General features: G+C 71.2%; 28 protein-coding genes. 19 read left to right on the plus strand and 9 right to left on the minus strand.

Features of this window, described 5'->3' with window-relative positions:
* Nucleotides 1-529: 529 nt before the first annotated feature.
* The gene (locus ACGFH8_RS28715; protein ID WP_393373093.1) at nucleotides 530-1,504 is read left to right on the plus strand and encodes a pirin family protein; all 975 of its coding nucleotides are present in this window, start codon (nucleotides 530-532) and stop codon (nucleotides 1,502-1,504) included.
* Nucleotides 1,505-1,557: 53 nt separating this feature from the next.
* On the plus strand, nucleotides 1,558-2,226 hold the full coding sequence (locus ACGFH8_RS28720; protein ID WP_393373094.1) for a hypothetical protein: 669 nt from the start codon (nucleotides 1,558-1,560) through the stop codon (nucleotides 2,224-2,226).
* Nucleotides 2,227-2,487: 261 nt separating this feature from the next.
* Here the strand turns inward: ACGFH8_RS28720 and ACGFH8_RS28725 are convergent, their stop codons facing one another.
* Together ACGFH8_RS28725 and ACGFH8_RS28730 are read right to left on the minus strand one after the other, a co-directional pair.
* Nucleotides 2,488-3,168 (minus strand): DUF1345 domain-containing protein, encoded by a 681-nt coding sequence (locus tag ACGFH8_RS28725; protein WP_393373097.1) that lies wholly within the window; start codon nucleotides 3,166-3,168, stop codon nucleotides 2,488-2,490.
* Nucleotides 3,169-3,210: 42 nt separating this feature from the next.
* Nucleotides 3,211-3,483 (minus strand): DUF2795 domain-containing protein, encoded by a 273-nt coding sequence (locus ACGFH8_RS28730; RefSeq protein ID WP_328654669.1) that lies wholly within the window; start codon nucleotides 3,481-3,483, stop codon nucleotides 3,211-3,213.
* Between the two features lie 157 nt (nucleotides 3,484-3,640).
* Between ACGFH8_RS28730 and ACGFH8_RS28735 the strand changes: the two genes are divergently transcribed.
* The 5 genes from ACGFH8_RS28735 (at nucleotide 3,641) to ACGFH8_RS28755 (ending at nucleotide 7,059) form a co-directional block, all read left to right on the plus strand.
* Complete coding sequence (locus tag ACGFH8_RS28735; RefSeq protein WP_393373100.1) at nucleotides 3,641-4,051, plus strand: DUF2267 domain-containing protein; 411 nt, start codon at nucleotides 3,641-3,643, stop codon at nucleotides 4,049-4,051.
* Between the two features lie 206 nt (nucleotides 4,052-4,257).
* Complete coding sequence (locus tag ACGFH8_RS28740; protein ID WP_393373102.1) at nucleotides 4,258-5,283, plus strand: TerC/Alx family metal homeostasis membrane protein; 1,026 nt, start codon at nucleotides 4,258-4,260, stop codon at nucleotides 5,281-5,283.
* 76 nt (nucleotides 5,284-5,359) lie between these two features.
* Nucleotides 5,360-5,959 carry a sulfite oxidase-like oxidoreductase gene (locus ACGFH8_RS28745; protein ID WP_393373104.1) on the plus strand — a complete coding sequence of 200 codons (600 nt, stop codon included), beginning with the start codon at nucleotides 5,360-5,362 and terminating at the stop codon, nucleotides 5,957-5,959.
* Between the two features lie 7 nt (nucleotides 5,960-5,966).
* The gene (locus tag ACGFH8_RS28750) at nucleotides 5,967-6,731 is read left to right on the plus strand and encodes a ferredoxin reductase (RefSeq protein WP_393373576.1); all 765 of its coding nucleotides are present in this window, start codon (nucleotides 5,967-5,969) and stop codon (nucleotides 6,729-6,731) included.
* A gap of 34 nt (nucleotides 6,732-6,765) precedes the next feature.
* Nucleotides 6,766-7,059 (plus strand): DUF6510 family protein, encoded by a 294-nt coding sequence (locus ACGFH8_RS28755; RefSeq protein WP_393373107.1) that lies wholly within the window; start codon nucleotides 6,766-6,768, stop codon nucleotides 7,057-7,059.
* Between the two features lie 18 nt (nucleotides 7,060-7,077).
* On the opposite strand, the gene ACGFH8_RS28760 is transcribed toward ACGFH8_RS28755, so the two are convergent.
* Nucleotides 7,078-7,794 carry an MBL fold metallo-hydrolase gene (locus ACGFH8_RS28760; protein ID WP_393373109.1) on the minus strand — a complete coding sequence of 239 codons (717 nt, stop codon included), beginning with the start codon at nucleotides 7,792-7,794 and terminating at the stop codon, nucleotides 7,078-7,080.
* A 111-nt stretch (nucleotides 7,795-7,905) separates the two neighbouring features.
* Between ACGFH8_RS28760 and ACGFH8_RS28765 the strand changes: the two genes are divergently transcribed.
* Complete coding sequence (locus ACGFH8_RS28765) at nucleotides 7,906-8,463, plus strand: TetR/AcrR family transcriptional regulator (protein ID WP_393373111.1); 558 nt, start codon at nucleotides 7,906-7,908, stop codon at nucleotides 8,461-8,463.
* 54 nt (nucleotides 8,464-8,517) lie between these two features.
* Here the strand turns inward: ACGFH8_RS28765 and ACGFH8_RS28770 are convergent, their stop codons facing one another.
* Together ACGFH8_RS28770 and ACGFH8_RS28775 are read right to left on the minus strand one after the other, a co-directional pair.
* On the minus strand, nucleotides 8,518-9,267 hold the full coding sequence (locus tag ACGFH8_RS28770) for an SDR family oxidoreductase (protein WP_393373114.1): 750 nt from the start codon (nucleotides 9,265-9,267) through the stop codon (nucleotides 8,518-8,520).
* A gap of 26 nt (nucleotides 9,268-9,293) precedes the next feature.
* Complete coding sequence (locus ACGFH8_RS28775) at nucleotides 9,294-9,737, minus strand: hypothetical protein (RefSeq protein ID WP_393373115.1); 444 nt, start codon at nucleotides 9,735-9,737, stop codon at nucleotides 9,294-9,296.
* 230 nt (nucleotides 9,738-9,967) lie between these two features.
* On the opposite strand from ACGFH8_RS28775, the gene ACGFH8_RS28780 reads away from it, so the two are divergent.
* The gene (locus tag ACGFH8_RS28780; protein WP_393373118.1) at nucleotides 9,968-10,576 is read left to right on the plus strand and encodes a TetR/AcrR family transcriptional regulator; all 609 of its coding nucleotides are present in this window, start codon (nucleotides 9,968-9,970) and stop codon (nucleotides 10,574-10,576) included.
* A gap of 104 nt (nucleotides 10,577-10,680) precedes the next feature.
* Nucleotides 10,681-11,400 (plus strand): VOC family protein, encoded by a 720-nt coding sequence (locus tag ACGFH8_RS28785; protein WP_393373120.1) that lies wholly within the window; start codon nucleotides 10,681-10,683, stop codon nucleotides 11,398-11,400.
* A gap of 30 nt (nucleotides 11,401-11,430) precedes the next feature.
* Here ACGFH8_RS28785 and ACGFH8_RS28790 read toward each other — a convergent pair whose 3' ends face one another.
* Nucleotides 11,431-12,105 carry an NAD(P)-dependent oxidoreductase gene (locus tag ACGFH8_RS28790; protein WP_393373122.1) on the minus strand — a complete coding sequence of 225 codons (675 nt, stop codon included), beginning with the start codon at nucleotides 12,103-12,105 and terminating at the stop codon, nucleotides 11,431-11,433.
* Nucleotides 12,106-12,202: 97 nt separating this feature from the next.
* On the opposite strand from ACGFH8_RS28790, the gene ACGFH8_RS28795 reads away from it, so the two are divergent.
* From ACGFH8_RS28795 to ACGFH8_RS28815, 5 genes are all read left to right on the plus strand, one after another.
* Nucleotides 12,203-12,592, plus strand: coding sequence for a winged helix-turn-helix transcriptional regulator (locus tag ACGFH8_RS28795; RefSeq protein ID WP_393373124.1), 390 nt, complete (start codon nucleotides 12,203-12,205; stop codon nucleotides 12,590-12,592).
* On the plus strand, nucleotides 12,589-13,116 hold the full coding sequence (locus tag ACGFH8_RS28800) for a GNAT family N-acetyltransferase (RefSeq protein ID WP_393373126.1): 528 nt from the start codon (nucleotides 12,589-12,591) through the stop codon (nucleotides 13,114-13,116). Before ACGFH8_RS28795 ends, ACGFH8_RS28800 begins: the two co-directional genes overlap by 4 nt.
* Nucleotides 13,117-13,226: 110 nt before the next feature.
* Nucleotides 13,227-14,903, plus strand: a complete 1,677-nt coding sequence (locus ACGFH8_RS28805) for a serine protease (RefSeq protein WP_393373128.1) — start codon at nucleotides 13,227-13,229, stop codon at nucleotides 14,901-14,903.
* Nucleotides 14,900-17,173 (plus strand): tetratricopeptide repeat protein, encoded by a 2,274-nt coding sequence (locus ACGFH8_RS28810; RefSeq protein WP_393373130.1) that lies wholly within the window; start codon nucleotides 14,900-14,902, stop codon nucleotides 17,171-17,173. Before ACGFH8_RS28805 ends, ACGFH8_RS28810 begins: the two co-directional genes overlap by 4 nt.
* A gap of 30 nt (nucleotides 17,174-17,203) precedes the next feature.
* Nucleotides 17,204-18,628 (plus strand): VWA domain-containing protein, encoded by a 1,425-nt coding sequence (locus ACGFH8_RS28815; RefSeq protein WP_393373133.1) that lies wholly within the window; start codon nucleotides 17,204-17,206, stop codon nucleotides 18,626-18,628.
* A gap of 8 nt (nucleotides 18,629-18,636) precedes the next feature.
* On the opposite strand, the gene ACGFH8_RS28820 is transcribed toward ACGFH8_RS28815, so the two are convergent.
* On the minus strand, nucleotides 18,637-19,152 hold the full coding sequence (locus tag ACGFH8_RS28820) for a hypothetical protein (RefSeq protein WP_393373136.1): 516 nt from the start codon (nucleotides 19,150-19,152) through the stop codon (nucleotides 18,637-18,639).
* Between the two features lie 302 nt (nucleotides 19,153-19,454).
* Entirely contained in the window at nucleotides 19,455-19,706 is a 252-nt protein-coding gene (locus ACGFH8_RS28825) for a hypothetical protein (RefSeq protein WP_393373139.1), read from the minus strand.
* Nucleotides 19,707-19,838: 132 nt separating this feature from the next.
* Between ACGFH8_RS28825 and ACGFH8_RS28830 the strand changes: the two genes are divergently transcribed.
* The 4 genes from ACGFH8_RS28830 to ACGFH8_RS28845 all read left to right on the plus strand — a co-directional run bounded on the left by ACGFH8_RS28830 (nucleotide 19,839) and on the right by ACGFH8_RS28845 (nucleotide 25,198).
* Nucleotides 19,839-21,281, plus strand: a complete 1,443-nt coding sequence (locus ACGFH8_RS28830; RefSeq protein ID WP_393373142.1) for an ABC transporter substrate-binding protein — start codon at nucleotides 19,839-19,841, stop codon at nucleotides 21,279-21,281.
* Between the two features lie 16 nt (nucleotides 21,282-21,297).
* Nucleotides 21,298-21,621 carry a CU044_2847 family protein gene (locus tag ACGFH8_RS28835; RefSeq protein ID WP_393373145.1) on the plus strand — a complete coding sequence of 108 codons (324 nt, stop codon included), beginning with the start codon at nucleotides 21,298-21,300 and terminating at the stop codon, nucleotides 21,619-21,621.
* 67 nt (nucleotides 21,622-21,688) lie between these two features.
* A complete protein-coding gene (locus ACGFH8_RS28840; protein WP_393373147.1) occupies nucleotides 21,689-23,842 on the plus strand; it encodes a glycogen debranching N-terminal domain-containing protein in 2,154 nt (717 codons plus the stop codon).
* A 54-nt stretch (nucleotides 23,843-23,896) separates the two neighbouring features.
* A complete protein-coding gene (locus tag ACGFH8_RS28845) occupies nucleotides 23,897-25,198 on the plus strand; it encodes an NAD(P)/FAD-dependent oxidoreductase (RefSeq protein ID WP_393373150.1) in 1,302 nt (433 codons plus the stop codon).
* 24 nt (nucleotides 25,199-25,222) lie between these two features.
* On the opposite strand, the gene ACGFH8_RS28850 is transcribed toward ACGFH8_RS28845, so the two are convergent.
* Complete coding sequence (locus ACGFH8_RS28850) at nucleotides 25,223-26,317, minus strand: AI-2E family transporter (protein WP_393373151.1); 1,095 nt, start codon at nucleotides 26,315-26,317, stop codon at nucleotides 25,223-25,225.
* Nucleotides 26,318-26,323 lie beyond the last annotated feature (6 nt).

Below are 26,323 nucleotides of genomic sequence, written 5' to 3' on the forward strand. Positions count from 1 at the left end.
CCGATCTGCTCCCGCTCCAGCGGGCTCAACCTCGACGCCATAACCACCCCAACGAAGATCACGGAAGGGTGTTGCAACCACCAGTTGAGCCCGCCCGCGTAACGGAAAGTGTCCAAGATCTGCGCCCGGCGGCGATCGGGAGTGCGGAATTGGCAACGCCTGCGGCGGTGGAACATGCCCGCCGACGCCGAGGGCGTCTCGTCGGCGGGCGGGTGCCCACCAGCTCCGGCGCGGTGACCCGCGAGGCGGCGACATGGCGGCGGCAGCGGCGACGGACAGCCAGCCGGACCGTGATCCGAGGGGATTCGGCCGGGCGAGCAGTGGGACGGGTGGCCGCGGGCGCGGTGCTCGTCCCAGTCGGACCGGGGGCCGCTCCGCCGAGGGTGGGACGGGTGGCCGCGGGCGCGGTGCTCGGCCCACCCGGACCGGGGCCGCTCCGCCGAGCGGATCCACCTCGACCTGGCTGTCGAGCGGGAACAGGTCGAGGAAGCGCCGCGTCGGCTCGTGGGCGTGCGCGTACAGTCGGGCGGTGGAGCGTACCGAATCGATGCTGGCGCAGACCCGGCCACCTGGCGTGGCCGACGTGGATCCCGGCAGTGTGTTGTTGCCCGGCCACGACGTGCCGTTGGGTCGGTACACGACGGTGCGGCGGCTGTTGCCGCAGCGGGTCCGCCGGATGGTCGGCGCCTGGTGTTTCGTGGACCATTTCGGCCCGGACGATGTGGCGCAACGGCCGGGCATGGAGGTGCCGCCGCACCCGCACACCGGCCTGCAGACGGTGACGTGGCTGCTCGACGGCGAGATCCTGCACCGCGACAGCCTCGGCAACGTTCAGCCGATCCGGCCCGGTCAACTGAACGTGATGACCTCGGGGCACGGCATCGCGCACTCCGAGCGGTCGCCGGCCGTCCACCCGCCGGTGATGCACGGCGTGCAGCTCTGGGTGGCGCTGCCGGACCCGGCGCGGGCCGGAGCTGCCGACTTCGCGCACCACGCCGACCTGCCGCGTTGGCGTGCCGGGGATCTGGAACTGACGCTGCTGGTCGGAGAGTTCGCCGGGCAGCGCTCGCCCGCGGTGGTGCACACCCCGCTGGTCGGCGTGCAGGTGGAACTGAGCGGCGAGGCGCCGACGACGCTGGAGCTGCGGCCCGACTTCGAGTACGCCCTGCTGGCGATGTCCGGCGCCGCCGAGGCCGCCGAGGTGGGATTCGAGCCGGGGGAGCTGCTCTATCTGGGCTCGGGTCGCCGGGAGCTGACCGTGCGCGGCGGGGCCGGGGCGCGGTTGTTGCTGCTGGGCGGTGCGCCGTTCGAGGAGCCGCTTGTCATGTGGTGGAACTTCGTCGGCCGCTCGCACGAGGAGATCGCCGCCGCCCGGGCGGACTGGATGGCGGGGGACGGCCGGTTCGGCGTGGTCGCCGACGATGCGGCGCCACCACTGCCGGCCCCGGCCCTGCCCACCACCCGCCTGAAGGCCCGCGACCGCACCGGCGGCCTGCACGGCTGACACCGCCCGACCAGGGCCGGGTGTGACCGAGGGGCACCCGGGTAGTCGCCGGGATGTCGAGCACTCTGATCACGCCCGTGGCGGACCGCAAGCGCCTGGCGCGCCGCCTCGCCGGCAGCGGACGGGGCTTCGCCGAGCAGTACGGCTTTCGGGTGACAAACAACCCCGCGAGTCTCTTCCAGGTGCTGTACCTGTCGGTGCTGCTGGCCCGTCGGGGCGACTTCCGTCGGGCGTTGGACGGGGCGCGGGCGTTGCGCGACGAGGGGTGGGACAGCGCGGCCCGGCTGGCCCGTTCACCCATTGCGGACCGGGTCCGGGTGCTGCGCGCCAGTGGTCAGCGCGGCGACGTGGACGCGTTGGCCGACGTGTTGGGTGACCTGGCCCGCACGGTGGTCGAGCGGTACCGGGGCGACCTGCGCCGCCTGCGGGCGGTGGCGCGACACGACCCCGCCCGGGAGTTGGCGCTCCTTGGCGAGCTTCCGGGCGTGGACGGTCAGGTCGTCGAGTTGTTCCTCCGCGAGACGCAGGCGCTGTGGCGGGAGGTGGCCCCGGTCGCGGACCGTCGGGCGTTGGCCGCGGCCCGTCGGCTGGGCCTGGGCAGGTCGGCGGACGACCTGGCCGGCTTGGCCAGCGGCGAGTCGGAGCAGCTCGCCTGGCTGGTGGGGGCGTTGGCCCGGGTCGACCTGGAGCACCGGTACGCGGAGGTGACGGGCCGGCGGTGACGTGCCCTGGCCCACACTTCACCAAATTCTGACCAAACGGAGGATGTTCTGTCGTATGGTTGGACCCGGCAGTGGTGACCGCTCGGTTCGGGCGGGCATCCACCGCCTGGTGACCGCGACCGGTTCGGACGTGGTTCACCGCCTGGGCAGGCTTGCGTGGCGCCCTGGGTCGCGGTTCGCGACCAGGGGCGCCCGCCTGTCCCGGCCCTTCCTTCCGTGCCACCCTGTGCCGTCCCCGGGGCCAGCGCGACCCGCCCCCGCTCAGTTGGCCAGACCCGCCAACAGGTTCACGGTCACGGCGATGATGAAGGCACCGAACAGGTACGACACCATCGAGTGCCGGAGCACCGTACGACGCATCTCGTTGCTGGTGAGGTTGGTGTCGGAGATCTGGAACGTCGTCCCGATGGTGAACGCGACGTACGCGAAGTCGGAGTAGCGCGGCGGCTCGGACTGGTTGAAGTTCACCCCGCCGTCCGGGCCGGTGTAGTAGATCCGGGCGTACCGGGCGGCGAACACGGTGTGCACCACGAACCAGGACAGCACCACGCTGAGCACGCCGAGGCCGCCGTGCGCCTCCCGCCCCAGCCCGGGTGGCGCGCTCTGGGCGCTGGCCACCACCAGTCCCACGGCCAGCAGGCTCGCCAGGCAGGCGACGAGCAGCAGCGCGTCGCGGATCGCCCGGTTCGGGTCCTCGTGGACGGCCAGTCGGGCGGTCCGCTCGGCGTTCATCGGCCAGAGCTTGTGCCAGACCAGCACGAGCCAGCTCAACGCGCCGACGTCCCAGCCGGCGAGCGCGGCGAGCGGTAGGGGCAGCAGCAGCGCGAAGAGGCAGCCGGCGATGACGCCCACCACCGCCACCACGGCGAGCTGCACGGCGGCCGGGAAGCGCGCGTCCGGTGGGCGGGACGACGGTCGGGATGCGGGGCCGGTGTGGGTCATCGGCGACGCCCCGGTGTCGAAGCCGTGGCCGCCACCGCCGGGTCAGATGCCGCGCAGATGTTGCGAGACCCGGTTGTGCGTCTTGTCCCGGGCCTGCTCGGCGCGCTGCGCGGGACCCACCTCGGGCGCGGCCTCGATGCCGGCCGACCGGGCGACCTCGGTGCCGTTGGCGTAGTCCACCGGCGGCAGGGCCCGCAACGCCTTCAGCACGTCCGGCGGGGCGCCCTCGCGTTCGGCCTCGCGGACCACGTCGTCCTTCTCGGCCGGGTAGTCCAGGCTCGACAGGTACTGCAGGACGTCGGCGTAGCTCGCCATGGCGTGGGCTCCCTCGGGGCATCGATGTGGTCACGACCGGCGGCGGTTACCCACCCGCCGGCCGGTCACGCCCGAGCGGCCGAGGAATCCCGGCGCCGTTTCCCCTCCGCCGCCGCGGGTACCCGCAGACGCCGACGCGAGACCGAGGGAGTACGCGATGAACTACGACACCTTCATCGACCAGGTTTCCCACCGCACCGCGACGTCCTCCGAGCAGGCGGTCGAGGTGACGCACGCCGTTCTGGAGACGTTCGCCGAGCGGCTGACCGGCGGTGAGGTCCTGGACCTGGCCGCCCAGTTGCCGCAGCCGTTGCAACTGGTGCTGAAGCCGAGCCCGAACACCGAGCAGGCGGACCGGTTCGGGGCGGCCGAGTTCGTCGCCCGGGTGGCGTTGCGCGCGGGCGTGCGGGAGCCGGCCGCCCGGGACGCCGCGCGGGCGGTCTTCACCACCCTGCGGGAGGCGATCACCGGTGGTGAGTTCGACGATGTCGTCACCCAACTGCCGAGGGACTACCGGGACCTGGTGGAGCCGGCGATGGCACCGGGGGCGGCGCTGCGCCGTGGCTGACCACCGCACACACAGCTGTTTACCAGGGCAACCATCGATGTCCCGCTTGGCGTGGGGATTCGGCCTGGCCTAACCTTGTCGTGCGAGGGGAGTACTTCCCACGAACCATTCCGGTCAGTACGGCGCGCCCGGCGCGCCTCGGGTGGTTGCCCATCAGGTGATGGGTGAAGGAGACCTCGAACATGACGGTGTTCGAGGAGACCCCAATGAGCGAAGTGTCATACCTGTCCGCCGCCAGCGACCTGTCGTCGGTGGGCACGCCCACGCTGTGGGCGGTGACCATCATCGGCGTACTCCTGCTGTTGGTGTTGGATTTCCTGGTCACGCGCCGCCCGCACGAGGTGTCGATGCGGGAGGCGATCGGCTGGTCGGCGTTCTACATCGCGCTGCCGCTCGCGTTCGGCGGCTGGCTCTGGTCCCGCTACGGCTCCCAGCAGGGCGTGGAGTACCTGACCGGTTACCTGGTGGAGAAGTCCCTCTCGGTCGACAACCTCTTCGTCTTCATGCTGCTGCTGGCCGCGTTCGCGGTGCCGGCCGTGCTCGCCCAGCGGGTGCTGCTCTACGGCATCGCCGGCGCGCTGGTGCTGCGGGCCGTCTTCATCGCCCTCGGCGCGGCGGCGTTGCAGACCCTCGACTTCGCCTTCCTGCTCTTCGCGATCATCCTCGTCGCCACGGCGGTGAAGCTGCTGCGCGACGCCATGTCCGGGCATCAGCAGGAAGTCGACATCAACAAGATGCGGTCGGTGAAACTGCTGCGCAAGGTCATGCCGGTGGTCGACGACTACCACGGCACGAAGATGACCGTCCGGCAGGGCGCGAGGCGAGCGCTCACCCCGTTCGCGCTGGTGGTGGTCGCGGTGCTGGCCACCGACATCGTCTTCGCCGTCGACTCGGTGCCGGCGGTCTACGGCATCACCGAGGACCCGTACCTGGTCTTCGCCACCAACGCGTTCGCCCTGCTCGGCCTGCGGGCGCTCTACTTCGTCCTGCACGCGGCGCTGAGCCGGCTGGTGCACCTCAGCTACGGCCTGGCCGTCATCCTGGCGTTCATCGGCCTCAAGCTCGGTCTGCACTGGGCGCACGGCATCTGGGACAGTGTGCCGCAGATCCCCACGCTGGCCTCGCTCGGCGTGATCGTCGGCGTGCTGGTGGTGGTCACCGTGACCAGCCTGCGCGCCACCCGTGGCGGCGACGTGCCCGAGGAGCGCGAGGTCGTCGCGGAGCGGCACTGACCGCGCCGCGCCGGGGCGACGAGGAGGTACGCGGGAAAGCTCCCGGCCGGGCCGGCGCGGGTGGTACGACTGTGCAATGGGAATCGTGTCACCGGGCTTTCAGGGTCGGCCCCGAACGCAGGAGCCGGCCCTGCCACCGGGCCAGTACCTGACCGAGGACTATCCGGTGCTCTCGGCCGGTCCGACGCCCCGGGTGTCCCTGGACACCTGGGAGTTCGTCATCTCCGCCGAGAACGGCAGCGAGCACCGGTGGTCGTGGCAGGAGATGATGGCCCTGCCGCAGGAGACGCCGACGGTGGACATCCACTGCGTCACCCGCTGGTCCAAGCTCGGCACCACGTGGCAGGGCGTCTCCCTGGACACCCTGCTCGACGGCGTCGACACCGGGGCCCACTTCGCGCTCACGCACTCCTACGGCGGCTACACCACAAACCTGCCGCTCGACGACCTGCGCGGAGGACGGGCCTGGCTGGTGCACACCTTCGAGGGTGCGCCGCTGCCCGCCGAACACGGCGGCCCCGCGCGCATGCTGGTGCCGCACCTGTACTTCTGGAAGTCCGCCAAGTGGGTGCGCGGCATTCGTCTCAAGACGATGGACGAGCCGGGGTTCTGGGAGACCGCCGGATACCACGACTACGGCGACCCGTGGCGCGAACAGCGGTACCAGGGTGACTGAGCGCGCCGTGGCCACGAGCAAGCCACCCCGGACGGCCAACCGGTGGCAGGTCGGCCGGCTGGTGGAGCGCCGGGTGGAGACACCGACCGCGCAGACCCTGGTGCTGGAGGTGCCGGACTGGCCGGGGCACCTGCCGGGGCAGCACGTCGACCTGCGGCTCACCGCTCCGGACGGTTACCAGGCGGCACGGTCGTACTCCATTGCCGGGCCCGTCGTGGACGGCCCGGGTGGCCCGCGCATCGAGGTGACCGTCCAGCGCGTGCACGAGGGCGAGGTGTCCCCGTACCTCATCGATGTCTTTGCCGACGGCGACCCGCTGGAGGTCCGCGGGCCGCTCGGTGGCTGGTTCATCTGGCGGCCCGAGGAGACCGCGCCGGTGCAGTTGGTCGCCGGTGGTTCGGGCATCGTGCCGTTGATGGCGATGATCCGGGCCCGGCGGGCGACCGGCAGCAAGGCGCCGTTCCGGCTGATCTACTCGGTGCGCACACCCGGCGACGTGATCTACGCCGACGAGCTGCGCCGCCGGGTCCGCGACGACTTCGGCCTGGACATCGCGTACGTCTACACCCGCGAGGCGCCCGAGGGCTGGCGCGGCGAGCCGCACCGGATCGGGCTGGCCGACGTCAACACGCACGGTTGGCCGCCGGACCTGGAACCGCTCACCTACGTGTGCGGTCCGACCGCGTTCGTGGAGACCGTGGCCGACCTGCTGGTGGGGCTGGGTCATCCGTCGCGGCGGGTCAAGACCGAACGCTTCGGCCCCACCGGCTGACCGCCCGCCCGCTCCCGTACCTCGAGGAGATCCGATGACCGAGATGTCGTACCTGGACGGCAACATGCTCGACGGCCCGATGCGTGAGCTGTTCACCGTCGACCTGAGCAGCGCGATGGGCCGATGCGAAAACTGCGGGACGACCGGCTCGATGGCCAGCCTGCACGTCTACTCGCACGCCCCGGGCCTGGTCGCCCGCTGCCCCTCCTGCGCGGAGGTGATGGTGCGACTGGTCCGCGGACCGGACCGGGCGTGGCTGGACCTGCGCGGCACCACGTACCTGCAGGTGCCGATGCCGTTGGAACAGACGTTTCCCGGCCCACTCTGACGGGTCGGCCGGGCGGGGTCAGGCACCGGCGACGGCCCTGATCGCGTGAATCGCCTCGGCGACTCCACCCGACCACGGGGTGCCGTGGCCCGGCAGCACCCACGTCGCCTGGACGTCTTCCAGGTGGCGCAGCGACGCCAACGCCTGGTGGGGGTCGTCGGTGAAGGGCGCGGGTTGCGGGCCCCGCTGGCCGGTCAGCACGTGCCGGGTGGTCAGGGCGTCGCCGACGAAGATCGCGTCGGCCACGGGCACGTGGATGGCGATGCTGCCCGCCGAGTGCCCGGGGACTCCGATGACGCGGGGCGCGCCGGGCAGGTCGAGCACCTGGCCGTCGTGCACGGTGACGACCTCGGTGAGGTGGGTGGTGCGGAGTCCACCCCTGCGCATCGCGTACCAGAAGAAGCCGGCCGTCGCGCCGAGCTTCATCGTGCCCCACGAGACGTCGGCCTTGACCTCGCCCCGCGCGCGGGCGGCGTCCGCCTCGTGCACGTAGATCGGCACTCCGTGGTCGCGCCGGAGCCGTTCGGCGAACCCGAGGTGGTCGGTGTCGCCGTGGGTGAGGACGACACCGCGGATGTCGTCCACCGAGCGGCCCAGGTCCGACAGCTCGGCCAGCAGCTCGCGCCAGTGTCCGGCCAGGCCCGCGTCGATGATCGTCACACCCTCGTCGGTGTCGACGAGGTAGACGGCCACGATGTCGTTGCCGATGCGGCGCAGGTGCGGGGCGAGCCTCATCGCCGCACCCGGTTCGGGATTGCTATCGTCGGCATGATGGCTACGGTACATAGCCATCATGGCTATGGTCAATAGCCATCGGACCGACCCACCCATCCGGAGGGAAGCGGCATGCCCACGCCCGATCGGACCTCCCTCGACGCCATCGTCGACGCGGGACGCGACATCCTGGAGGCGGCGGGCATCGCCCGGCTGACCATGCAGGCCGTCGCCGACCGGGTCGGCGTGCGCGCCCCGTCGCTGTACAAGCGGGTGCGAAACCGTGACGACCTGGTGCGCCTCATTACCGACGCCACCGTCCGCGACCTCGGCGAACGGCTCGCGGCGATCGGTGTCGGCACCGATCCGCGCCGCGAGCTGGCCGAGCTGGCCCGTGCCTTCCGCGCGTTCGCGCACGCCCGGCCGAGGGGCTACCAACTGATCTTCGCGGCGCGACCCGACCCCGCCGGGCCCAGCATGGAGGCCCTGACCCGCGCCGTCGAACCCGTGCTGCGGGTGACCGCCACACTCGCCGGCGACCACCACGCCCTGGACGCCGCCCGCACGCTCACCGCGTGGGCGAACGGATTCGTCAGCATGGAGATGGCCGGGGCCTTCAACCTGGGCGGCGATGTCGACCAGGCGTACGAGTACGGGATCGCCCGCCTCGCCGACGCTCTGGCCCGATGAGCGCCGGCCGGCGTTTCGTCGCCGGCCGGCGCCGTGGTCGAGCGACTGTCCTGGTCAGACCTGGTTCGCGCCACCGTCGACGAAGATCTCGCCGCCGGTCATGAAGCTGCTCTGGTCGGAGGCCAGGAACAGCGCGGCGTTGGCGATCTCCTCCGGCTGGCCCATCCGGCCCAGCGGCACCGTGGCGGCGAGCATCTGCAGGAGCGCGGGCGCCTCCTGCGGGCTGGCGGCCAGCCCGGTGATGCCCGGAGTCTCGGTCGGGCCCGGGACCAGGGTGTTGACGCGGATCTGGCGACCGGCCAGCTCGGCGGCCCAGGTGCGGCCGAACGATCGGATGGCGGCCTTGGAGGCGGCGTAGACGCCGAAGGCGGGACCGCCCTTCGTCGCCGCGGTCGAGCCGGCCAGGATGATCGACGCGCCGTCGTTGAGCACCGGCAGGGCTTTCTGGACGGTGAACATGGTGCCGCGCACGTTGCGGTCGAAGGCATCCGAGTAGTGCTCCTCGGTGATGGTGCCCAGGGCGGCGAACTCCCCTCCGCCGGCATTGGCGAACAGCACGTCCAGTCCGTTGCCGCGGGCCGTGATCGCCGCGAAGACGCGGTCGAGGTCGTCGAGGCTGCTGACGTCGCTGCGGATCCCCGTGGCGTTCGGGCCGATGGCCTGGACGGCCTCGTCCAGCTGCTGCTGGCGGCGGCCGGTGACGAAGACGTGCGCGCCCTCGGCCGCGAAGCGGCGTGCAGCGGCCAGGCCGATGCCTGTGGTGCCACCGGTGACCAGGGCGGTCTTGCCATTGAGCTGAGCCATGAGTCGTACTCCTTGGGGTTGGTGTTTCAGAAGCGGGACAGCAGCGTGGCGAGCTCCCGCCACTGCTGCCGCGGCGGGTCGGCGCCGTCGCCGGCGTCGGGCCGCAGGACGTGCAGGGTGACGTGGTCGGCGCCCGCGTCCAGGTGGGCCTGGATGCGGTCGGCGACGTCGTCGAGGTCGCCCCGGGCGACGAGGGCGTCGATGAGCCGGTCGCTGCCGCCCGGGACCAGGTCGTCCTCGCCGAAGCCGAGGCGGGCCAGGTTGGCGCGGTAGGCGGGGAAACCGATGAACATCCCGATGCCGTCCCGGGCGGCCGCCCGTGCCCGGCTCGGATCACGGTCGAGGACGACCGCCAGGTGCGCGGCGATGAGTGGGGCTTCGCCCACGCGCGCCCGTTGCGCCGCCGAGTACTCGGGCGTCACGAGGAACGGGTGCCACCCGGAGGTCCGCGAGCTGGCCAGATCGACCATCTTCGGACCCAGTGCGCCGAGAAGGCGCCGGTTGGCCGGAATCGGGTGGGCCGCTCCAGATCCCGACCGGGCCGAGCGCGCGCCTCACCGTGTCCATGACGACTCCCTCCAGGATTTCTGTACCGCTCGGTATGAAACGAAACCTAGCAGGGTCCACCGCCATTCCCCAAACTTCTGTACCGATCGGTTTCGTCGGGCGGTAGAGTCGGTGCGGTGAGGAGGTGCGGGAGATGACCCAGACCGGACGACCGCGTGGTTTCGACACCGACGAGGCCCTGGATCGGGCGATGGAGGTGTTCTGGCGACACGGCTACGAGGGCGCCTCGCTGGCCGAGCTCACCGGGGCCATGGGCATCAACAAACCCAGCCTCTACGCCGCGTTCGGCAACAAGGAGGGCCTGTTCCGCACGGTGGTGGCCCGGTACGCGGACGTCGAGATGGCGTACGCGCGCGACGCGCTGGCCCAGCCCACCGCCCGGGACGTGGCGGCGGTGCTGCTGCGGGAGAACGCGGTGGCACTGACCCGACCCGACCGTCCCGCCGGCTGCCTCTCGATTCAGGGCGGCACCGCCTGCGGCACCGACAACGCGGCGATCGCCGACTTCCTCGCGGCCAGCCGGCTGACTGGCGAAACAGCCCTGGCCGCTCGCTTCGCCCGTGCCGTCGAGGAGGGCGACCTCCCACCGGAGGTCGACCCCACCGCACTGGCCCGCTTCCTCAGCGTCGTCACCGAGGGGCAGGCCGTGCACGCGGCAGCCGGAGCCCGGCGAGACCAACTGGAACAGTCGGCCGAGATCGCCCTGCACGCCTTCACCGCCGCGGCGTATCCCGTCCGCTGACCACGGCGCGCCGAAAACTCGGGTGCGGATGATCCCGGCTCGCACCTAGGCTCCCGCACCATCGGCTGGCGCGGCGTCCGGCCGGACGGGAGACGGGCGAAGCGATGACGGCACACCTGTTCGCGATCACGTTTGACGCGCACCAGCCCCTGCGACTCGCGCGGTTCTGGTCGGGGCTCCTCGATCGGGACGTGGTCGACGATCCACAGGACGGCGTACTGGTCCTGCCCACCAACGACACCGAGTTCCGGATCCGCTTCGCCCCGTACGAGCAGCCGAAGGTCGTCCAGAACCGGATGCACTTCGACCTGACCAGCAGCTCGCTGGAGGACCAGCGGCAGAAGGTGGCCAGGGCACTGGAGCTCGGCGGACGGCACGCAGACATCGGCCAGGGCCCGGACATCGATCACGTGGTGCTCGCCGACCCCGAGGGCAACGAGTTCGACGTGATCCCGCCGGGCAACAACTTCCTCGCCGGCTGCGGGCCGGTCGGCGCTCTGGCCTGCGACGGATCACAGCAGGTCGGCTACTTCTGGAGCGCGGCGCTGGGGTGGCCGCTGGTCTGGGACCAGGGCGAGGAGACCGCGATCCAGTCACCCAACGGCGGCACGAAGATCTCCTGGGGCGGTCCGCCGTACATGCCGAACGGGGGCAGGGAGCGGGTGCGCTTCGACATCGCCCCGTCCGCCGACGTCGACCGAAAGGCGGAGATCGACCGTCTGATCTCGCTCGGCGCGACGGTCATCGACCTGAGCGACGTCGGCGGCCGGGTGCTGTTGGCCGATCCGGACGGCGTCGAGTTCGCGGTGTTGACGCCCCGCTGACCCGGGCCGCCCGGGCTCGGACGCCGTGGGTCAGTCGAAGACCGAGACGCGGGTGCGGTGGTGTCGGGGGGTCTCGATCTCGTCGAGCACCGCGACCGCGAGATCGGCGTACGACAGGGTCGTCGATCCCGACGGGGGGACGCGATCCCCGCCGAGGTGGTAGCGGCCCAGCCGAGGGCCGGCCGCGTCCAGCATCGCCGGGGGAGTGAGCATGAGCCAGTCGACCGGGGTGTCCGCCGCGCGGAGCCGGTCCAGGCCGGCGGTGTGCGACAGGGCGAACGGACGCAGGTGACCGGGGAACGCCGCGGGGTCGTCCAGGATCAGACGGCCCTGCTCGTCGCGAAGGTTGGCGAAGAGTCCGATGAGGACGAGGCGGGGCACACCGGCCTCGGTCATGCCGTGCAGGAGCGCGTCGACGGCCTTGACGAAGAACCGGTCGTCGAGCTGGCCGAGGGCGGCCAGCGCCTCGGGTCCGGACGCGGGGCTGACCGCGCTGACCACGGCGTCGTGACCCTCGGAGATCGTGTACGTCGAGTGCGGGTCCGTGACGTCGCCCCGGACCACCGCGACGCCGTCCGTGCCGATGTCGCTGATCGTGCCCGGATTCCGGACGACGGCGGTGACCCGATGTCCACGGGCGCGCGCCTCGGCGGTGATGGCCCGTCCCGCCCTGCCGCCGGCCCCGAAGATGGCGATGCTGCTCATGGATTCGTCCCCCGTCTGGCTGTCGCTGCGAACCCCGGGAACGGTATCTACGAGATACTGGTTACTACAAGGAAACGGGGATGGATGGGGGCATACCATGACGGAACTGGATCCCGAGATGTTCGATCCGATGTGCCCCTCCGGTGCCCTGCCGTTCCAGATCGGTGACAAGTGGACCGGGATGGTCGTGCTCTGCCTGCAGGGCGGGCGGCGTCGCTTCACGGAGATCCGGGTGCCGCTTCGGGGCGTCACACCCAAGGTGCTGACGCAGACCCTGCGAGCGATGGAACGCGACGGGCTGGTGGTGCGGACCGCGTACCCGGAAAATCCGCCGCGCGTCGAGTACGAGCTCACCGAGCTGGGGCGCACGCTGTTGACCCTGATCGAGGCGGCGCGCACCTGGAGCAAGGAGCACCTCCCCGCCCTGCTCAGGGCTCGGGAGGAGTGGACACGATCGGCACCGGTCGGTCAGGGTGGTCGGCCGTGAGATACCTGCGTACCGGTGGTCCCGCCGCGATCCGGCGGCCCCGGCCCACCGACGCCGACGAGTTCGTCGCCGCCACCCGGCGCAGTCGGGACCTGCACCACCCGTGGTTGGTCGCGCCGGCCAGCCCGGAGGAGTACGACCGTTACCTGCGGCGCATCCGCCGCCGGGACAGTGCCGGCTACCTGATCTGTGACCGGGCCAGCGGTGCGATCGCCGGCTACGTGAACATCAGCGGGATCGTGCTGGGTGCCCTGCGTGGTGGTTACCTGGGATACGCGGCGTTCCAGCCGTACAGCGGGACCGGGCACGCCTCGGCGGGCGTCGCGCTGGTGATCGACCACGCGTTCCACACGGTCGGCCTGCACCGGTTGGAGGCGAACATCCAACCGGGCAACGAACCGTCCCGCCGGGTGGCCCGCAAGCTCGGTTTCCGGTTGGAGGGCTTCTCCCCGGACTACCTGTTCGTCGACGGCGCCTGGCGCGACCACGAGCGCTGGGCGATCACCGCGCCGAGCGTGTCCTGACGGCTGCCGCCCGCTCGCGCGGCAGAATAGTCCGGGCAAGAGCCGCAAACCGGGATGTACGCAACGACGGGGGTCAACGGATGTGATCCGGTTCCATTACCCTCAGCGAAGTGGCGGTCAGTCCTGGTAACGAGCCATGGCTGGTTCGCGTCCGCAGGACCGACGGCGTGGTGCGAGGCGCCGGGCTGGCGTTGGATGCTCGTCACGTCCTGACCTGCGCCCACGTCGTCAGCAAGGGCGGCGAGAGCAGGTCATCCAGCAGTGAGCCCTCCGGGGAGGTCCTTGTCGACCTCCTCGGCCAGCCGGGCAGCCGGACGGTGTCGGCCCGGGTCGTGCCCGGCTGCTGGTGGCCACCCACCCCCGACGAACGAGACGACATCGCGTTGCTCGAGCTAGCCGAGCCGATGTCGCAAGGCCCGTTCGCGCCGCTGCGCCGCACGGTGACCGTGGACCGCCGCGTCTTCATGTACGGCTTCCCGGCAACAGTCGTGCACGGCGTACGCGTCGAGGCGAAACTCAAGGGCCGGTCCGGGGCGGGGTGGGAACGGATCCAGATGGTCTCCGCGGCGACCGAGCTCCGGGTCAGCCGCGGCTTCAGCGGCACGGCGGTGGTCGACGCGCAGACCGGGCACGTCGTCGGGATGGTGGTCAGCACGTACGAGGTTGACGACCGCGAGGGCGACGTGGTCGGCGGTGCCGACCAGGGCAGCGGCCTGTCGTGGATGATCCCGGTCGAGACGATCCTGAACCGCCTCCCGTGGCTTCGTGACCGGGTGCCCGGCGAGTCCTCGGTCGACCCGAGCTTCCGGTCCTCCGACGGCACTCTGGCAAACCCGCGGGTCCTTCGTCAGATCGCGAACTTCTTCGGTCGCCTCTCGCCCGACAACGTGCTGGTCATCATCAACCAGCACCACGATTCCGACATCGCCGAGGCGGTGCGTCAGGCCGCCGTGCTCTCCAGCCGTGAGCTTCGATCATCGGTCGACTCGGATCACCTCTCGGACGCTCCGCCGATCGGCAGCATCGACCTCGCGGTGGACGCGACGGACCGGAGCACGGCAGAGGTCTCCCAGCGGATCGCCGACTGGGCCGACGGCGCCGACGCCGCGACCACGCCGCCGGAGGGCGACCGGGCCGTCGAGTCGACGCCTCGCTCGATGATCATCAACAACATCGACGAGGCCACCGACCCGGAGACGCTGCTGTCCGACGTGGTGCTGCCCCTGGTCGACCAGGCGTCGACACGGGATCTGCGGATGCTGCTGACCTTCCGAGGCGAGTCCATCCGGTTGCGTACCACGCTGCTGGCTCGTCGTGTCGCCAGCCTCCAGGCCAGCGAGGAGGCCGCCCGGCGGGCATACCGCAGGGCAGCCGCCATGGTCGCCGACGTGCCCCGGCTCCAGCCGATGGCGACCGAGCTGCGCATCCAGCTGACCAAGCTGCGCGCCGCCGCTGCCACCACCGACAGCGCCGTCCTGGCCAACCTGCTCGCCTCTACCGAGCGCGCCACCGATCGGGCGCTGGCCGAGGCCGAGTCGGTCCGGCGGGAGATCGTGGCCCGGGAGGATCTCTGGTCGGAGCTGCGCGGCCGGCTGGGCGCCTATCGCGCGATGGCCGTGCAGCACGGCTTCGCCGAGGATCCCGCGCTCGGCACGTCGTACCGGGGCGGACACGACCTGCTCATGGCCGCGCCGTGCGATCTGGCAACCGCCGAGGCGGCGGTCCGCGAATACACCGAGGCGGTTTCATACCGAGTTGGCGGCCAACGCGGCGGGGGTGGGTCGTGACACCGTGCAACTGGCCAGGCTGCACCGGCACTGTCGACGAAACCGGGTTCTGTGACGTCTGCGGCCTGGCACCGCTGCCCGCCGGCACCGCCACGCCGGCCGCCGCGCCGTCCCGGTCGACCGGTCGCGACATCTGGACGGTGGCAAGCATCGTCCCCCTGCCGGTGCTGACCTTCTCGCCCGACGGGGCGACGACCGCACCACTGCGGGTGCCCGAGGAGTTCCGCTTCTGCCCCAAGGGTCACCCGGTCGGTCGGAGCCGGGGCGGACGACCCGGTCGGGACAGCGGGTTCTGCCCCTACTGCCCGACCCCGACGCCGTTCAACTTCCGTCCCGGCCTGCGCGCCAACGATGTCGTCGCCGACCGCTACAAGGTGGTCCGCTGTGTGGCCCGGGGCGGGCAGGGGTGGGTCTACCTCGCCCACGACACCCACAACGACCACGTCGACGTCGCGCTCAAGGGTGTGCTGCACGCCGCCGACGAGGCCTCCCTCAAGGCCGCCGTCGAGGAACGACGGTTCCTCAACGCGCTGGACCACCCGAACATCGTGCGGAGCATCGACTTCGCCACCCACGACGACCCGGTCGCCGGCCCCACCGGTTACATCGTGATGGACTACCTCGACGGCATGTCGCTGCGCAGGTTGCAGGTCGCCGCGAAGGACCCCCGACAGCCGGATGTCTCGCTGCCGATCGACCACATCCTCGCCTACGGTCACGAGATCCTCGCCGCACTCGACTACCTGCACCGGCGCGGGCTGCTCTACACCGACATGAAGCCCGACAACGTGATGCGCACCGCCGACCGGATCAAGGTGATCGACCTGGGCGGGGTCCGCAAGGCCGACAGCGGCACCGAGGGGATCGTCCACTCCGTCGACTTCTCGGTCAGCCGGACCGAGTTCCAGACCCGAGGGCCGACCGAGCGCTCCGACCTGTTCGCCGTCGGTCGTACGTTGGAGGAGTTGTACCGGTCCCGCACGCCCGGCCCGGATACTCCCGGCGCGGCCCCGGACGCCCTCGGCATCGAGTCGTTCCGCCGGCTCGTCGCCCGGGCGGTCCGTCCCGACTGGGACCGGCGGTTCGCCTCCGCCACCGAGATGTCCGAGCAACTCCTCGGGGTGTTGCGGGAGATCCTGGCGGGTCAACCGGACCGGCGTCAGCCCGAGCCGATCTCGCTCTTCCAACCCTCCGCCCGGCTGCTGGACGCGGGGCTCGGGCTGGTCCTGCCACTGCGTGTCTGGATCGACGCGGGCGACAGCACCCTGCTGGACGACGGTCTACCCGCCTCCGTCGATGTGGCGTTCGGCCTGGCGGTGCCCCGACCCGACCCGGACGACCCGGCTGTGGACGTGCTGCGCACGGTCGACGCGTCGGACCCGCAGGCGCTGCTGCGTGAGCTGGCCATTGTCGAGCAGACGTCGGTGGAGATCGAGTTGAGCAGGTGTCGGGCGCACCTCGCGCTGGCCGATCTCGACTCGGCCACCGCGGCGCTGGGTAGCGCCGAGACGATGACCGGCACCCGAGGCGACGTCGACTGGCGGATCGCCTGGCACCGCGGGCTGCTCGCGCTCGCCGCCGACCGGATCGACGAGGCGGGGCAGCAGTTCGACGCGGTCTACAGTGACATCCCGGGTGAGGTCGCCCCGAAGCTCGCGCTCGGCTACTGCGCCGAGCGGGGCGGCGACCACGTGCGGGCGGCTCGCTACTACGCGGCCGTCTGGCAGCGAGATCCCTTCCAGGCCAGCGCGGCGTTCGGGCTGGCCCGGCTCCGCCTGGCGACGACCGACCGGGCCGGGGCGGTGGCGGTCCTCGACGAGGTGCCCGCGCTCTCCCGGCATCACGACGCCGCCCGGGTCGCCGCGGCGCGGGTGCTGTCGTCCCGGTTGCCCGGCGGTCCACCCACCGCCGGTGAGCTCAACCAGGCCGTCCACCGGCTGGCCGCGCTGAATCTCGACGGCGAGGCACGCGACCGGCTGATCACGGCGATTCGGGAAATGGCGCTCGACCTGGCCCGTTCCGGGGACGCCGCCGATCTGACCGGCGGCCCGGTGCTGGCCGCGCCGCCGACCGAACGTGCCATCCGCGAGTTGCTGGAGGGGTCCTACCGGGCCCTGGGCCAGCAGGCGCACCACGCCGAACTTCCCGACCCGGTGGTGGTGGCGCGCTCGGGCCGCTTCCGGCGGGCCGTTCGCGTCGACGCCCGGCGCGCTGCCCATGACCTGCTCGTCGACCGGGCGAACGCGGTCCGACCCCGCACCCGATGGTGACGATGCCGACCCGGAACGGAGCGTGAACCGGTGGAAAGCGCAGTCGAGTTCGACCTGGAAGTCAACCAGAACAAGTTTCTGCGCGTTGGCGGTCGGGAGCTGCACGCGGTCCTCTCGGTCACCGGGCGGGGCCTCGCGGCTGAGGACGACACACCAGCCCGGTCGGATCCGTCGCGGCTGGTCGAGGTGCTGGTGATCGACTGCTCCGGGTCGATGGCGGACCCACCGACCAAGATGGCCGCGGCCCAGCACGCCGCCTCCGCGGCCATCAACGTCCTGCCGGATGGTGTCCGGTTCGCGGTGATCCAGGGGACCCACGAGGCCGCGCTGGTCTACCCGCCGACCCGGACGCTGGCGACCGCCTCGTCGGCCACCCGGAAAGAGGCCAGAGCGGCGGTCGCGCGCCTCGGCGCCAGCGGCGGGACGGCGATGGGCAGTTGGCTCGCGGCGGCACATGACCTGCTTCCGCCGTCATCGACGATCAACCACGTGCTGCTGCTCACCGACGGCATCAACGAGCACGAGACTGAGGACGCGTTGGAGCGCGTGCTGCGCAGCTGCGCCGGGCGGTTCGTCTGCGACCCCCGAGGCATCGGGGAGGGCTGGCACCCGCCGGACCTGCTCCGGATCGCCGCCGCGCTCAACGGCGCCGCCGAGGCGGTCCGGCGGCCGGCCGAGCTGGCAGCCAGCTTCCGGGAGTCCGTTCTCGCCGCGCTGACCAAGCTCCTGCCGGACGTACGGATCCGGGTGCGGACCATGCCGTACGCGCAGGTGGTCTTCTTCAAACAGACAAATCCCGTCATCCAGGATCTGACCGAGTACGCCGAGCGGGTCGACGAGCGGACGTGGGAGTTCGCCACTGGCTCGTGGGGTGTCGAACGCAGGGATTACCACCTCTGCCTGCGGGTCGAGGCACCCGACGACATTCTGGAGCGAGACCGGTTGGCCGCCCGGGTCGACCTCGTGGTCGACGGGGAGGTGCGGGCCACCCCCGCCAAGGTCCTCGTCAACTGGACGGTCGAGATGGCCAAGTCCTCCCGCATCGATCTCAGCGTCTCCCAGGTGACCGGTCAGGAGGACGTCCGGCAGGCCATCAACGCCGGCTGCGACGCGCTCGACCGCGGTGACCGGATCGAGGCACACGCGCAGTTGGCCCGAGCGGTGGCGTTGGCAACCGCGACACGGGACGAGGCCGCCCTGGAGCAACTGCGGCACCTGGTGGACATCGAGCCCAACGGCCTCGTCCGGCTCAGGGAAAACCTCAGCCAGACCGACATCAAGGTCAGCATCGTCGACTCGGTGCAGAACCCGTTGCAGCCACCGGTGCCACGGGTGCCGGCGGTCGCGGACAAGATCTGCGATGTCTGTCTGGAGACGTCGCCTGCCGGCTCGGAGAGCTGCGAAGCCTGCGGCCACCCATTCGGCGGAGGCCAGACGCCCGGAGTGCCGGTATGACGGCGGGTTCACGGACTCCGCCGCGGGTCAGCACCACCCGGCAGACCCTCGTGCGTCTGCGCGGGTGGCTGTTCGGGATCACCGCGCTCACCCTGGTGACAAGCCTGGCGGTCTTCCTCGGTGTCGCCAGCAACGCCGACGTCGCCGCGGAGCGGTCGGTGCCGGCGATCCTCGCCAGTTACAACGCACAGGACGCGCTGCGCAACGCGCACCTCGCGGCGGTGGGCAATCTCGGCCAGGGTGGCGTCGTCCTCGGTGGCCCCGGGGCGGATTACCAGCGCCAGATCGCCGCCGCCGGCCAATACCTCACCCTGTTGGCGGAGAACAACGCGGCCGGTGAGGGGGGCACCCAGGACATCCAGACCATCGAGGCGCTGCTGGTGACCTACACCGCGATCATCGGCCAGGCCGACGCGCGCTTCCGGGACGTCGACCTGAAAGCGCTCGGGGTGGCCGCGCTCCGGGACGCGGCGAGCCTGTTGAACGACATCCTCGTCCGGCTCGAGGATCTGCGGGGCAAGCAACTGCTCGCCCTGGACGACCAGGTGGACAACACCTGGACCAACAGGCTGACCGTGGCCGTCTGGGTGCTGCCGCTGGTCGCGCTCGTCGTGCTGTTGGTGCGGACACAGGTCTATCTGACCCGCCGCTTTCGCCGGACGGTGAACCTCCCGCTGCTGTTGGCCACGATCGCGGCGGTGGGGATGATGGCCCTCACCGCGTTGAGTCTCCTGTCGGCGGACAAATTGGACCAGGCCCGTACGGCGGTCCGTGGCGTTGACGGCAGCAGGCAGGGCCAGCTCGTCGACGTGGGATCCCTTGCCGCTTACGGCCTCGCGGAACAGGTGGAGTCGCAGTGTAGGAAAGCCTGCGCCGACACCCTTGCTGAGCTTCGCACCCCGTTCCCGTCTCCGTCCCTGTCCCCGTCCCCGTCTCTTTCCCTGTCCCCGTCCCCGTCCCCGTCCTTGTCCCCGTCCCCCTCTCCGTCTCTGTCTCCGTCTTCGTCTTCGACGTCGGGTTCCGTCGCGAGGGACCCCGTCGTCGCGGACCGAGGCGAGGTCGCTGCCGACGACGCCATCACCGAGGATGCCGAGGGCGCGGCCAAGAGCTACGCCGGTGAACTCCTGTTGCCCGTGCTCGCGCTCGTCATCGCGGGGCTGGTCCTGTGGGGCTTCCAGCTCCGCCTGACGGAATACCGAGAGCGGTGACCATGAAGCACAGCACACGGACGGCGTTGGCGATGGCCACGGTGCTGATCGCCGGTGTCGCGCTGAGCGGTTGCTCTGTCGAGCCGACTGAGGAACTGACGGTCTTCGCCTCGTGGGCTGGTGACGAGGAGGTTGCGTTCAAGGCGGTGCTCAAGGACTTCGAGGAGAGGTCCGGTATTCCAACCCGTTACCAGGGGCACCGCGACGTCAGCCAGGTGCTCCAGGTGGCGATCGAGCGAGGCCGCCCGCCCGACGTCGCGGTCCTGCCCCGCGTCAACGACCTGCAACGCTACGTCAACGCCGACCAGTTGGTGCCGCTGGAGGGCGCCGTCACGACCGATCCGGGCGCCGCTCCGCAACTGATCAAGCTCGCTCCGAAGAGCGGTCCGGCCGGCGCGCCCGACGGTCACGCGCTCACCTACGCGGTCTCGATCGCCACAAGCCTGAAGAGCGTGATCTGGTACGACACGAAGCAGTTGGAGAAGGCCGGCCAGGGTCCGCCAACGACCTGGAACGAGCTGGTCGGCCTGAGCCAGCGCAAGATCGATGATGAGCAGGTGCGCTGGTGCCTCGGCATGAGTTCCCAGTCGGTCTCCGGTTGGCCGGGCACCGACTGGATCGAGGACATCCTGCTGCACCAGTCCGGCCCGACCTTCTACGAGCCGTGGACGCGTGGTGACCTCGCCTGGAACTCCCCGCAGGTCAAGGCCGCCTGGGAGACCTGGGGCTCCCTGTTGCGGGTCTCCGCGGAGGGAACGGCCCGCGCCAGCCTCTACACCACCTTCGAGACGGCGGCGAAGGGCCTGCTTCCGCGCCCGGAGGCGTCGGGGTCGTCCGCCTCCCCGCCGGCGGAGCCGGCGGCGTCCGACTCACGGCGGTGTCACCTGGACCACCAGGGTTCCTTCGCGATCAGCAAATACCGGCCGAAGCCTTCCGCACAGCCGAGCCCGACGGCTTCCGGTTCGCCGGCCCTGTCGTTGGCCTTCTTCCCGACACCGCCGATCGGGCCGACGGGCACCTCGGCGTTCAGCGAGGTTTCCGACGACGTCGCGGTGATGTTCAGGGACCCGAAGGACCCCGAGCGCGCCAAGGACTCCAAGGGCACCGAACGGGCCAGGAAGCTGATGAGCTACCTCGCCTCCACGCAGGCCCAGACGGAATGGCGTGAGCACACCGACGGCCTGGCCTTCAGCCGGCGCGGCGAAGCGCCCGCAGACCAGGACGGCGTCCTGGCGGCGGTCGCGCAGCGGCTGCGGACCGGCACTCTCTGCTGGGACGGGTCGGACCTGATGCCGGCGGCGATGGCTACGGCGTTCGAGCGGGCGGTCCTCGTCTACCTGGAAGCGCCGGAGCGCCTGGACAGCCTCCTGCTCGAACTCGAAAAGATCAGAACGACGGTGCCCAGGGCCGAGTGGCTGAATCTGATGTGCGTGCCGCCCGCGTGAGAAAAGGACGTGAACGATGACGGAACTGCGCAGATTCGACCTCGACGGTGGCGGCTCGGTGGTGGTCGAGGTCGACGGTCGGGCCGGCGTGACGCCGGCCGGCAATGCCGGCAAGGTGGTGCGTGAGGCGCGGGCGACGTTCGACCGGGCGCTCTCCGAGGTCCGCGACGCCGCCTCCGCCGCGCTCGGCCAGTTCCAGTCGATGGCCCACCGTCCCGACGAAATCGAGATCACCTTCGGGGTGCAGTTGACCGCGGAGGCCGGCGCGGTGATCGCCCGGACCGGCGTTCAGGGCCAGCTCACGGTGACGGTGCGCTGGCAGCGGCCACCGACCGCGTAGGCCGGTCGGGACGTTTCACCCGGTCCGGGTGATGACGCTCAGTTCCCCCCTTCCTACCGTGGGTGTCATGGCTGCCGCTCGCGCGACCCCTGCCAACCCCTTCCCCGGCCCGGCCCTCGCGAATGCGGACAGCGCCGACCAGCGGGCCATCCCGCCCGAGCTGGGCACCGACTCCTTCGCAGTGCTCAGCGGGCCCACGTTCCTGTATTCCAACGGGTGCGGGAATGTGCCGACGGGCAGTATCGGGGGACTCGTCCACCTGGACACTCGCCTGATCAGTGGTTGGAGCCTGACCGTCAACGGCGGCGAGCTGCTGGTGCTGCGCGCCGAGACGATCGACCACTATTCCGCGCAGTACGTGCTCACCAACTCGGAGTTGCCCGGGCTGCCGCCGAACTCGCTGGGCGTGCGGCGGCTGCGCTACGTCGGCGACGGATTTCACGAGCGGCTGGAGATGGTCTCCTTCCGGCTGGAGCCGGTGCGGGTGGAGTTGCGGCTCGCCGTCGCCGCCGACTTCGCCGACCTGTTCGAGGTCAAGTCGAGGGTCCGGGACCGCTCCGACGAGATCACCCGTCAGCACGCCGCCGACGGGTCCGAGCTGTGCTTCTCCTATCAGCGCGGCGACTTCTCGGCGCAGACCCGGGTGTGTTGCGCGAAGCCGGCCGACCGGATCGAGGGCGACGACCTGGTCTGGGAGCTGGAGCTGGGCCCCGGCGAGGAGTGGCAGGTCGACCTGCACGTGCCCCTGCCGCCCGGGATGGGGGTGGTCGAGCCGGTCCGGGGCGACATCGCCGACGTCATCCACGGCCGGGCCGACGATCCGCTGCGCCGGTGGCTTGACGACCGGGCGGTGCTGCGCAGCGACAGCGCGGCGTTGGAGCACACCGTGCGGCAGTCCCGTAACGACCTCTCCGCACTGCGGCTCGACCTGGAGGTCAAGGGTCAGCGGATCATGTTGCCCGGGGCAGGGCTGCCGTGGTTCCTCACCGTCTTCGGCCGGGACACGCTGATCACCGCCTACCAGACGCTTGTCGCCGGGCCCGCGCTGGCGAAGGGCGCGTTGCTCGCCCTGGCCCGGCTCCAGGGTGAGACGTGCGACGACTTCACCGACGAGGAGCCCGGCAAGATCCTGCACGAGGTGCGCAGCGGCGAGTTGACCCGCAGTGGCGAGAAACCGTTCGGGCCGTACTACGGCAGCGCCGACGCCACCCAACTCTGGCTGATCCTGCTCTCCGAGTACTGGCGTTGGACCGGTGACGACGAGACCGTCCGGCACCTGCGGGACAACGCGCTGGCCGCGTTGCGCTGGATCGACGAGTACGGCGACCGGGACGGCGACGGCTACGTCGAGTACGCCACCCGCTCGCCGGAAGGGCTGGGCAACCAGTGCTGGCGGGACTCCCCGGACGGCGTCTGTTTCGCCGACGGCCGGATCCCCGTGCTGCCGCTTGCCACCTGCGACCTGCAGGGCTACACCTACGACGCCAAACTGCGGCTGGCCGAGTTGTTCGACGGGCCGCTGGACAACCCCACGTTGGCGCGCCGGCTGCGCGACGAGGCCAACACCCTGCACGAGCGCTTCAACCACGACTTCTGGATCGAGGAACGGGGCGGCTACTACGCGGTCGCCCTGGACGGCGACAAGAACCGCGTCGATTCCAAGACCTCCACCATGGGTCACCTGCTGTGGAGCGGAATCGTGCCGCCGGAGCGGGCCGAGGCGGTGGTGCGACAACTCATGTCGAGGGACATGTTCTCCGGTTGGGGCATCCGCACGCTGTCCCGGGAGGAAGCGCTCTACAACGCCCTCGGCTACCACCTGGGCACGGTCTGGCCGCACGACAACTCCCTCGCCGCGCTCGGCCTGGCCCGGTACGGCTTCCGAGCCGAGTCGAACCGCATCAGTCTGGCGATGATCGAGGCGGCCGAGCAGTTCGGTTACCGACTACCGGAGGCGCTCAGCGGGTTCGACCGCGAGCGGCTGCTCTTCGCCGTGCCGTTCCCGACCGCGTGCAGTCCCCAGGCGTGGGCGGCCGGCACGCCGCTGGCCCTGATCCGCGCCATGCTCGGCATCAACCCGGTCAACGGCCGGTTGGTCCTCGACCCGGACGTCCCGGAGGAACTGGGCCGGATCACCGCCGAGCGGGTGCGGGCGTTCGGCCAACAGTGGGAGTTGGAGGCGATCGGTCGCAGCGGCCACGTCCGGCTCCAGCCGAGCTGAGCGCGGCTGGCGCGTCGGACGTTTGTCCCGGGCCTCGACGGGAAACGGCCCGCAATGACGAAACCTCGTGTGGTGATCGTGGGGGCCGGGTTCGCCGGTTACCACGCGGCGAAGACGTTGAGCCGGATCGCCCGGGACCGGGCCGAGATCGTGGTGCTGAATTCGACCGACTACTTCCTCTACCTCCCGTTGCTGCCCGAGGTGGCGGCCGGGGTGGTCGAGCCCAAACGGATCGCGGTGCCGCTGACCGGGACGCTCAAGGGCGTGCGCGTGGTGATCGGCGAGGCCGACCACGTCGACCTGCAGAACCGCTGGGTCGGCTTCACCCAGGCGGAGGGGGAGAAGAACCGGTTGGCGTACGACCGGCTGATCCTCGCCGTGGGCAGCGTCAACAAGCTGCTGCCCATCCCCGGGGTGACCGAGTACGCCCACGGCTTCCGCGGCCTGCCCGAGGCCGTCTACCTGCATGATCACATCGTCCGGCAGCTCGAACTGGCCGAGCAGGCCGAGGACCCGGCCGAGCAGCAGGCCCGCTCCACGTTCGTGGTGGTCGGGGCGGGTTACACCGGCACCGAGGTCGCCGCGCACGGGCAGTTGTTCACCGACCGGCTGCACGCCCAGCGGCCTCGCCTCCCGGTCCGGCCGCGGTGGATGCTCCTGGACGTGGCACAGCGGGTGCTGCCCGAGATGGACGAGCGGATGTCGAACACCTCGCACCGGGTGCTCAACCGCCGTGGCGTGGACGTCCGGCTGGGCACGTCCGTGGCGGAGGCGACCTGCGACGGGGTGAAGCTCACCGACGGCGAGTACGTGCCGACCTGCACCCTGGTGTGGTGTGTGGGGGTGCGCCCCGACCCGTTCGTCAACGAGTTGGGCCTGCGCACCGACCGGGGGCGGCTGGTGGTCGACGAGTTCCTCAACGTCCCCGGCTACCCGGAGGTGTTCGCCTGCGGCGATGCCGCCGCGGTGCCCGACCTGGTGAACCCGGGAAAGATCTGCGGGATGACGGCCCAGCACGCGCAGCGGCAGGGCAAGCGCGCGGCGCACAACATCGCCGCGTCGTACGGGTTCGGCAAGCGCAAGCCGTACAAGCACCACGACCTGGGCTGGGTCGTCGACCTGGGGGGCAAGGACGCGGCGGCGAACCCGTTGCAGGTCAACCTGGCCGGGTTGCCGGCCAAGACGGTCACCCGGGCGTACCATCTGATGGCGATGCCGGGAAACCGCACGCGGGTCAGCGCCGACTGGGTGCTCGACGCCGCGTTGACCCGCTCGGCGGTGCAGTTGGGGCTGGTCCCGGCGAACGCGGTGCCGCTGGAGAGCACCACACCCGAGATCGCGTCCCGAGCCCGCTGAGCGGGCCGCCCGCGCACCGGCCGGTCAGCCCCGCGCGGCGGGGCCGGCCGGTCGCCGCGCGTCCGGGCCGGCCGGCGGCGCGGGCCGCAGCCGGCGCGGGCCGTACTCGCGCAGCAGGGTCTGCGTGATCCCGGCGGCGGGGATGGCCAGCAGCGCGCCCAGCAGACCGGCCAGCTCCGCTGCGAGCAGCACGCTGACCAGCACGGTCAACGGGTTGAGCCGGACCGCCCGGGACAGGATGAACGGCTGCAGCAGGTGGTTCTCCACCTGCTGGTAGACCACGAAGAAGACGAGCACCACCACCCCGGCGGTGGGGGAGTGCAGGAAACCGGCCCCGGCCGCGATCACCGCGCCGAGCGTCGCGCCGACAAGCGGTATCAGGTCGGCCACCGCCACCAGCAGGGCGATCACGGCCGCGAACGGGACCCCGGTGACGACGAGCACCACGAATGTCAACACCCCGCAGACCACGCTGATCAACAGGTTGCCGGTGAGGTAGCCGGTCACGGTGCGCGACACCTCCCGGCCCACCCGGCGCAGCCGCTCACCCTGACCGTCCCCGGCCGCCGCGAGCAGGCCGCGGGTGATCCGCGGCGCTTCCAGGACCATGAGGTACGCCAACACGACGACCGTGACCAGCCCGGCGACCGTCTCGACGACGCCGCGCAGCACGCCCACCGCAGGTTGCTGCAGTCGGGTGCCGAGATCACGGAGCTGGTCGGAGTGCTCGCTGACGTACCGCCGTGCGCCGGTGCGCTCCAGCAGTTGCCCCAGTGGGCCCCGACCGGCGCGGGCGTCGCGCAGCAGCTCGGGCGCCTGGTCGGCGAACCGGGCCAGCTCGCCGGACAACGGCACCAGGATCAGCGCGGCCAGGACCGCGATCAGCACGAACGCGACGAGGAACACCAGCAGCGTGGCTACCGAGCGCCGCCGCACGAGGCGGCGTTGCACGCGGTCGACGAGGGGTTTGAGCGCCACGGCGAAGAACGCGGCGACCACCGCCCAGACCAGCACCCGGCGGGTCGCGTACACGAGGACCAGCGCGAGCGCGGTCGCGAGCAGCAGACCGATCACGATCAGGGTCCGGCGGGCGGTCACCCGGTCGTCGGCGTTGCTCATCCGCCG

This window comes from Micromonospora sp. NPDC049175, assembly GCF_043197345.1.
In the GTDB taxonomy this organism is placed as follows: Bacteria; Actinomycetota; Actinomycetes; order Mycobacteriales; family Micromonosporaceae; genus Micromonospora.

Coding starts and splice junctions, on each gene's coding strand:
- ACGFH8_RS28720 (WP_393373094.1), top strand. CDS start 1,558: ATGTCGAGCACTCTGATCACGCCCGTGGCGGACCGCAAGCGCCTGGCG.
- ACGFH8_RS28725 (WP_393373097.1), bottom strand. CDS start 3,168: ATGACCCACACCGGCCCCGCATCCCGACCGTCGTCCCGCCCACCGGAC.
- ACGFH8_RS28730 (WP_328654669.1), bottom strand. CDS start 3,483: ATGGCGAGCTACGCCGACGTCCTGCAGTACCTGTCGAGCCTGGACTAC.
- ACGFH8_RS28735 (WP_393373100.1), top strand. CDS start 3,641: ATGAACTACGACACCTTCATCGACCAGGTTTCCCACCGCACCGCGACG.
- ACGFH8_RS28740 (WP_393373102.1), top strand. CDS start 4,258: ATGAGCGAAGTGTCATACCTGTCCGCCGCCAGCGACCTGTCGTCGGTG.
- ACGFH8_RS28745 (WP_393373104.1), top strand. CDS start 5,360: ATGGGAATCGTGTCACCGGGCTTTCAGGGTCGGCCCCGAACGCAGGAG.
- ACGFH8_RS28755 (WP_393373107.1), top strand. CDS start 6,766: ATGACCGAGATGTCGTACCTGGACGGCAACATGCTCGACGGCCCGATG.
- ACGFH8_RS28760 (WP_393373109.1), bottom strand. CDS start 7,794: ATGAGGCTCGCCCCGCACCTGCGCCGCATCGGCAACGACATCGTGGCC.
- ACGFH8_RS28765 (WP_393373111.1), top strand. CDS start 7,906: ATGCCCACGCCCGATCGGACCTCCCTCGACGCCATCGTCGACGCGGGA.
- ACGFH8_RS28770 (WP_393373114.1), bottom strand. CDS start 9,267: ATGGCTCAGCTCAATGGCAAGACCGCCCTGGTCACCGGTGGCACCACA.
- ACGFH8_RS28775 (WP_393373115.1), bottom strand. CDS start 9,737: ATGGTCGATCTGGCCAGCTCGCGGACCTCCGGGTGGCACCCGTTCCTC.
- ACGFH8_RS28780 (WP_393373118.1), top strand. CDS start 9,968: ATGACCCAGACCGGACGACCGCGTGGTTTCGACACCGACGAGGCCCTG.
- ACGFH8_RS28785 (WP_393373120.1), top strand. CDS start 10,681: ATGACGGCACACCTGTTCGCGATCACGTTTGACGCGCACCAGCCCCTG.
- ACGFH8_RS28790 (WP_393373122.1), bottom strand. CDS start 12,105: ATGAGCAGCATCGCCATCTTCGGGGCCGGCGGCAGGGCGGGACGGGCC.
- ACGFH8_RS28795 (WP_393373124.1), top strand. CDS start 12,203: ATGACGGAACTGGATCCCGAGATGTTCGATCCGATGTGCCCCTCCGGT.
- ACGFH8_RS28825 (WP_393373139.1), bottom strand. CDS start 19,706: ATGGCGTCGTCGGCAGCGACCTCGCCTCGGTCCGCGACGACGGGGTCC.
- ACGFH8_RS28830 (WP_393373142.1), top strand. CDS start 19,839: ATGAAGCACAGCACACGGACGGCGTTGGCGATGGCCACGGTGCTGATC.
- ACGFH8_RS28835 (WP_393373145.1), top strand. CDS start 21,298: ATGACGGAACTGCGCAGATTCGACCTCGACGGTGGCGGCTCGGTGGTG.
- ACGFH8_RS28840 (WP_393373147.1), top strand. CDS start 21,689: ATGGCTGCCGCTCGCGCGACCCCTGCCAACCCCTTCCCCGGCCCGGCC.
- ACGFH8_RS28845 (WP_393373150.1), top strand. CDS start 23,897: ATGACGAAACCTCGTGTGGTGATCGTGGGGGCCGGGTTCGCCGGTTAC.
- ACGFH8_RS28850 (WP_393373151.1), bottom strand. CDS start 26,317: ATGAGCAACGCCGACGACCGGGTGACCGCCCGCCGGACCCTGATCGTG.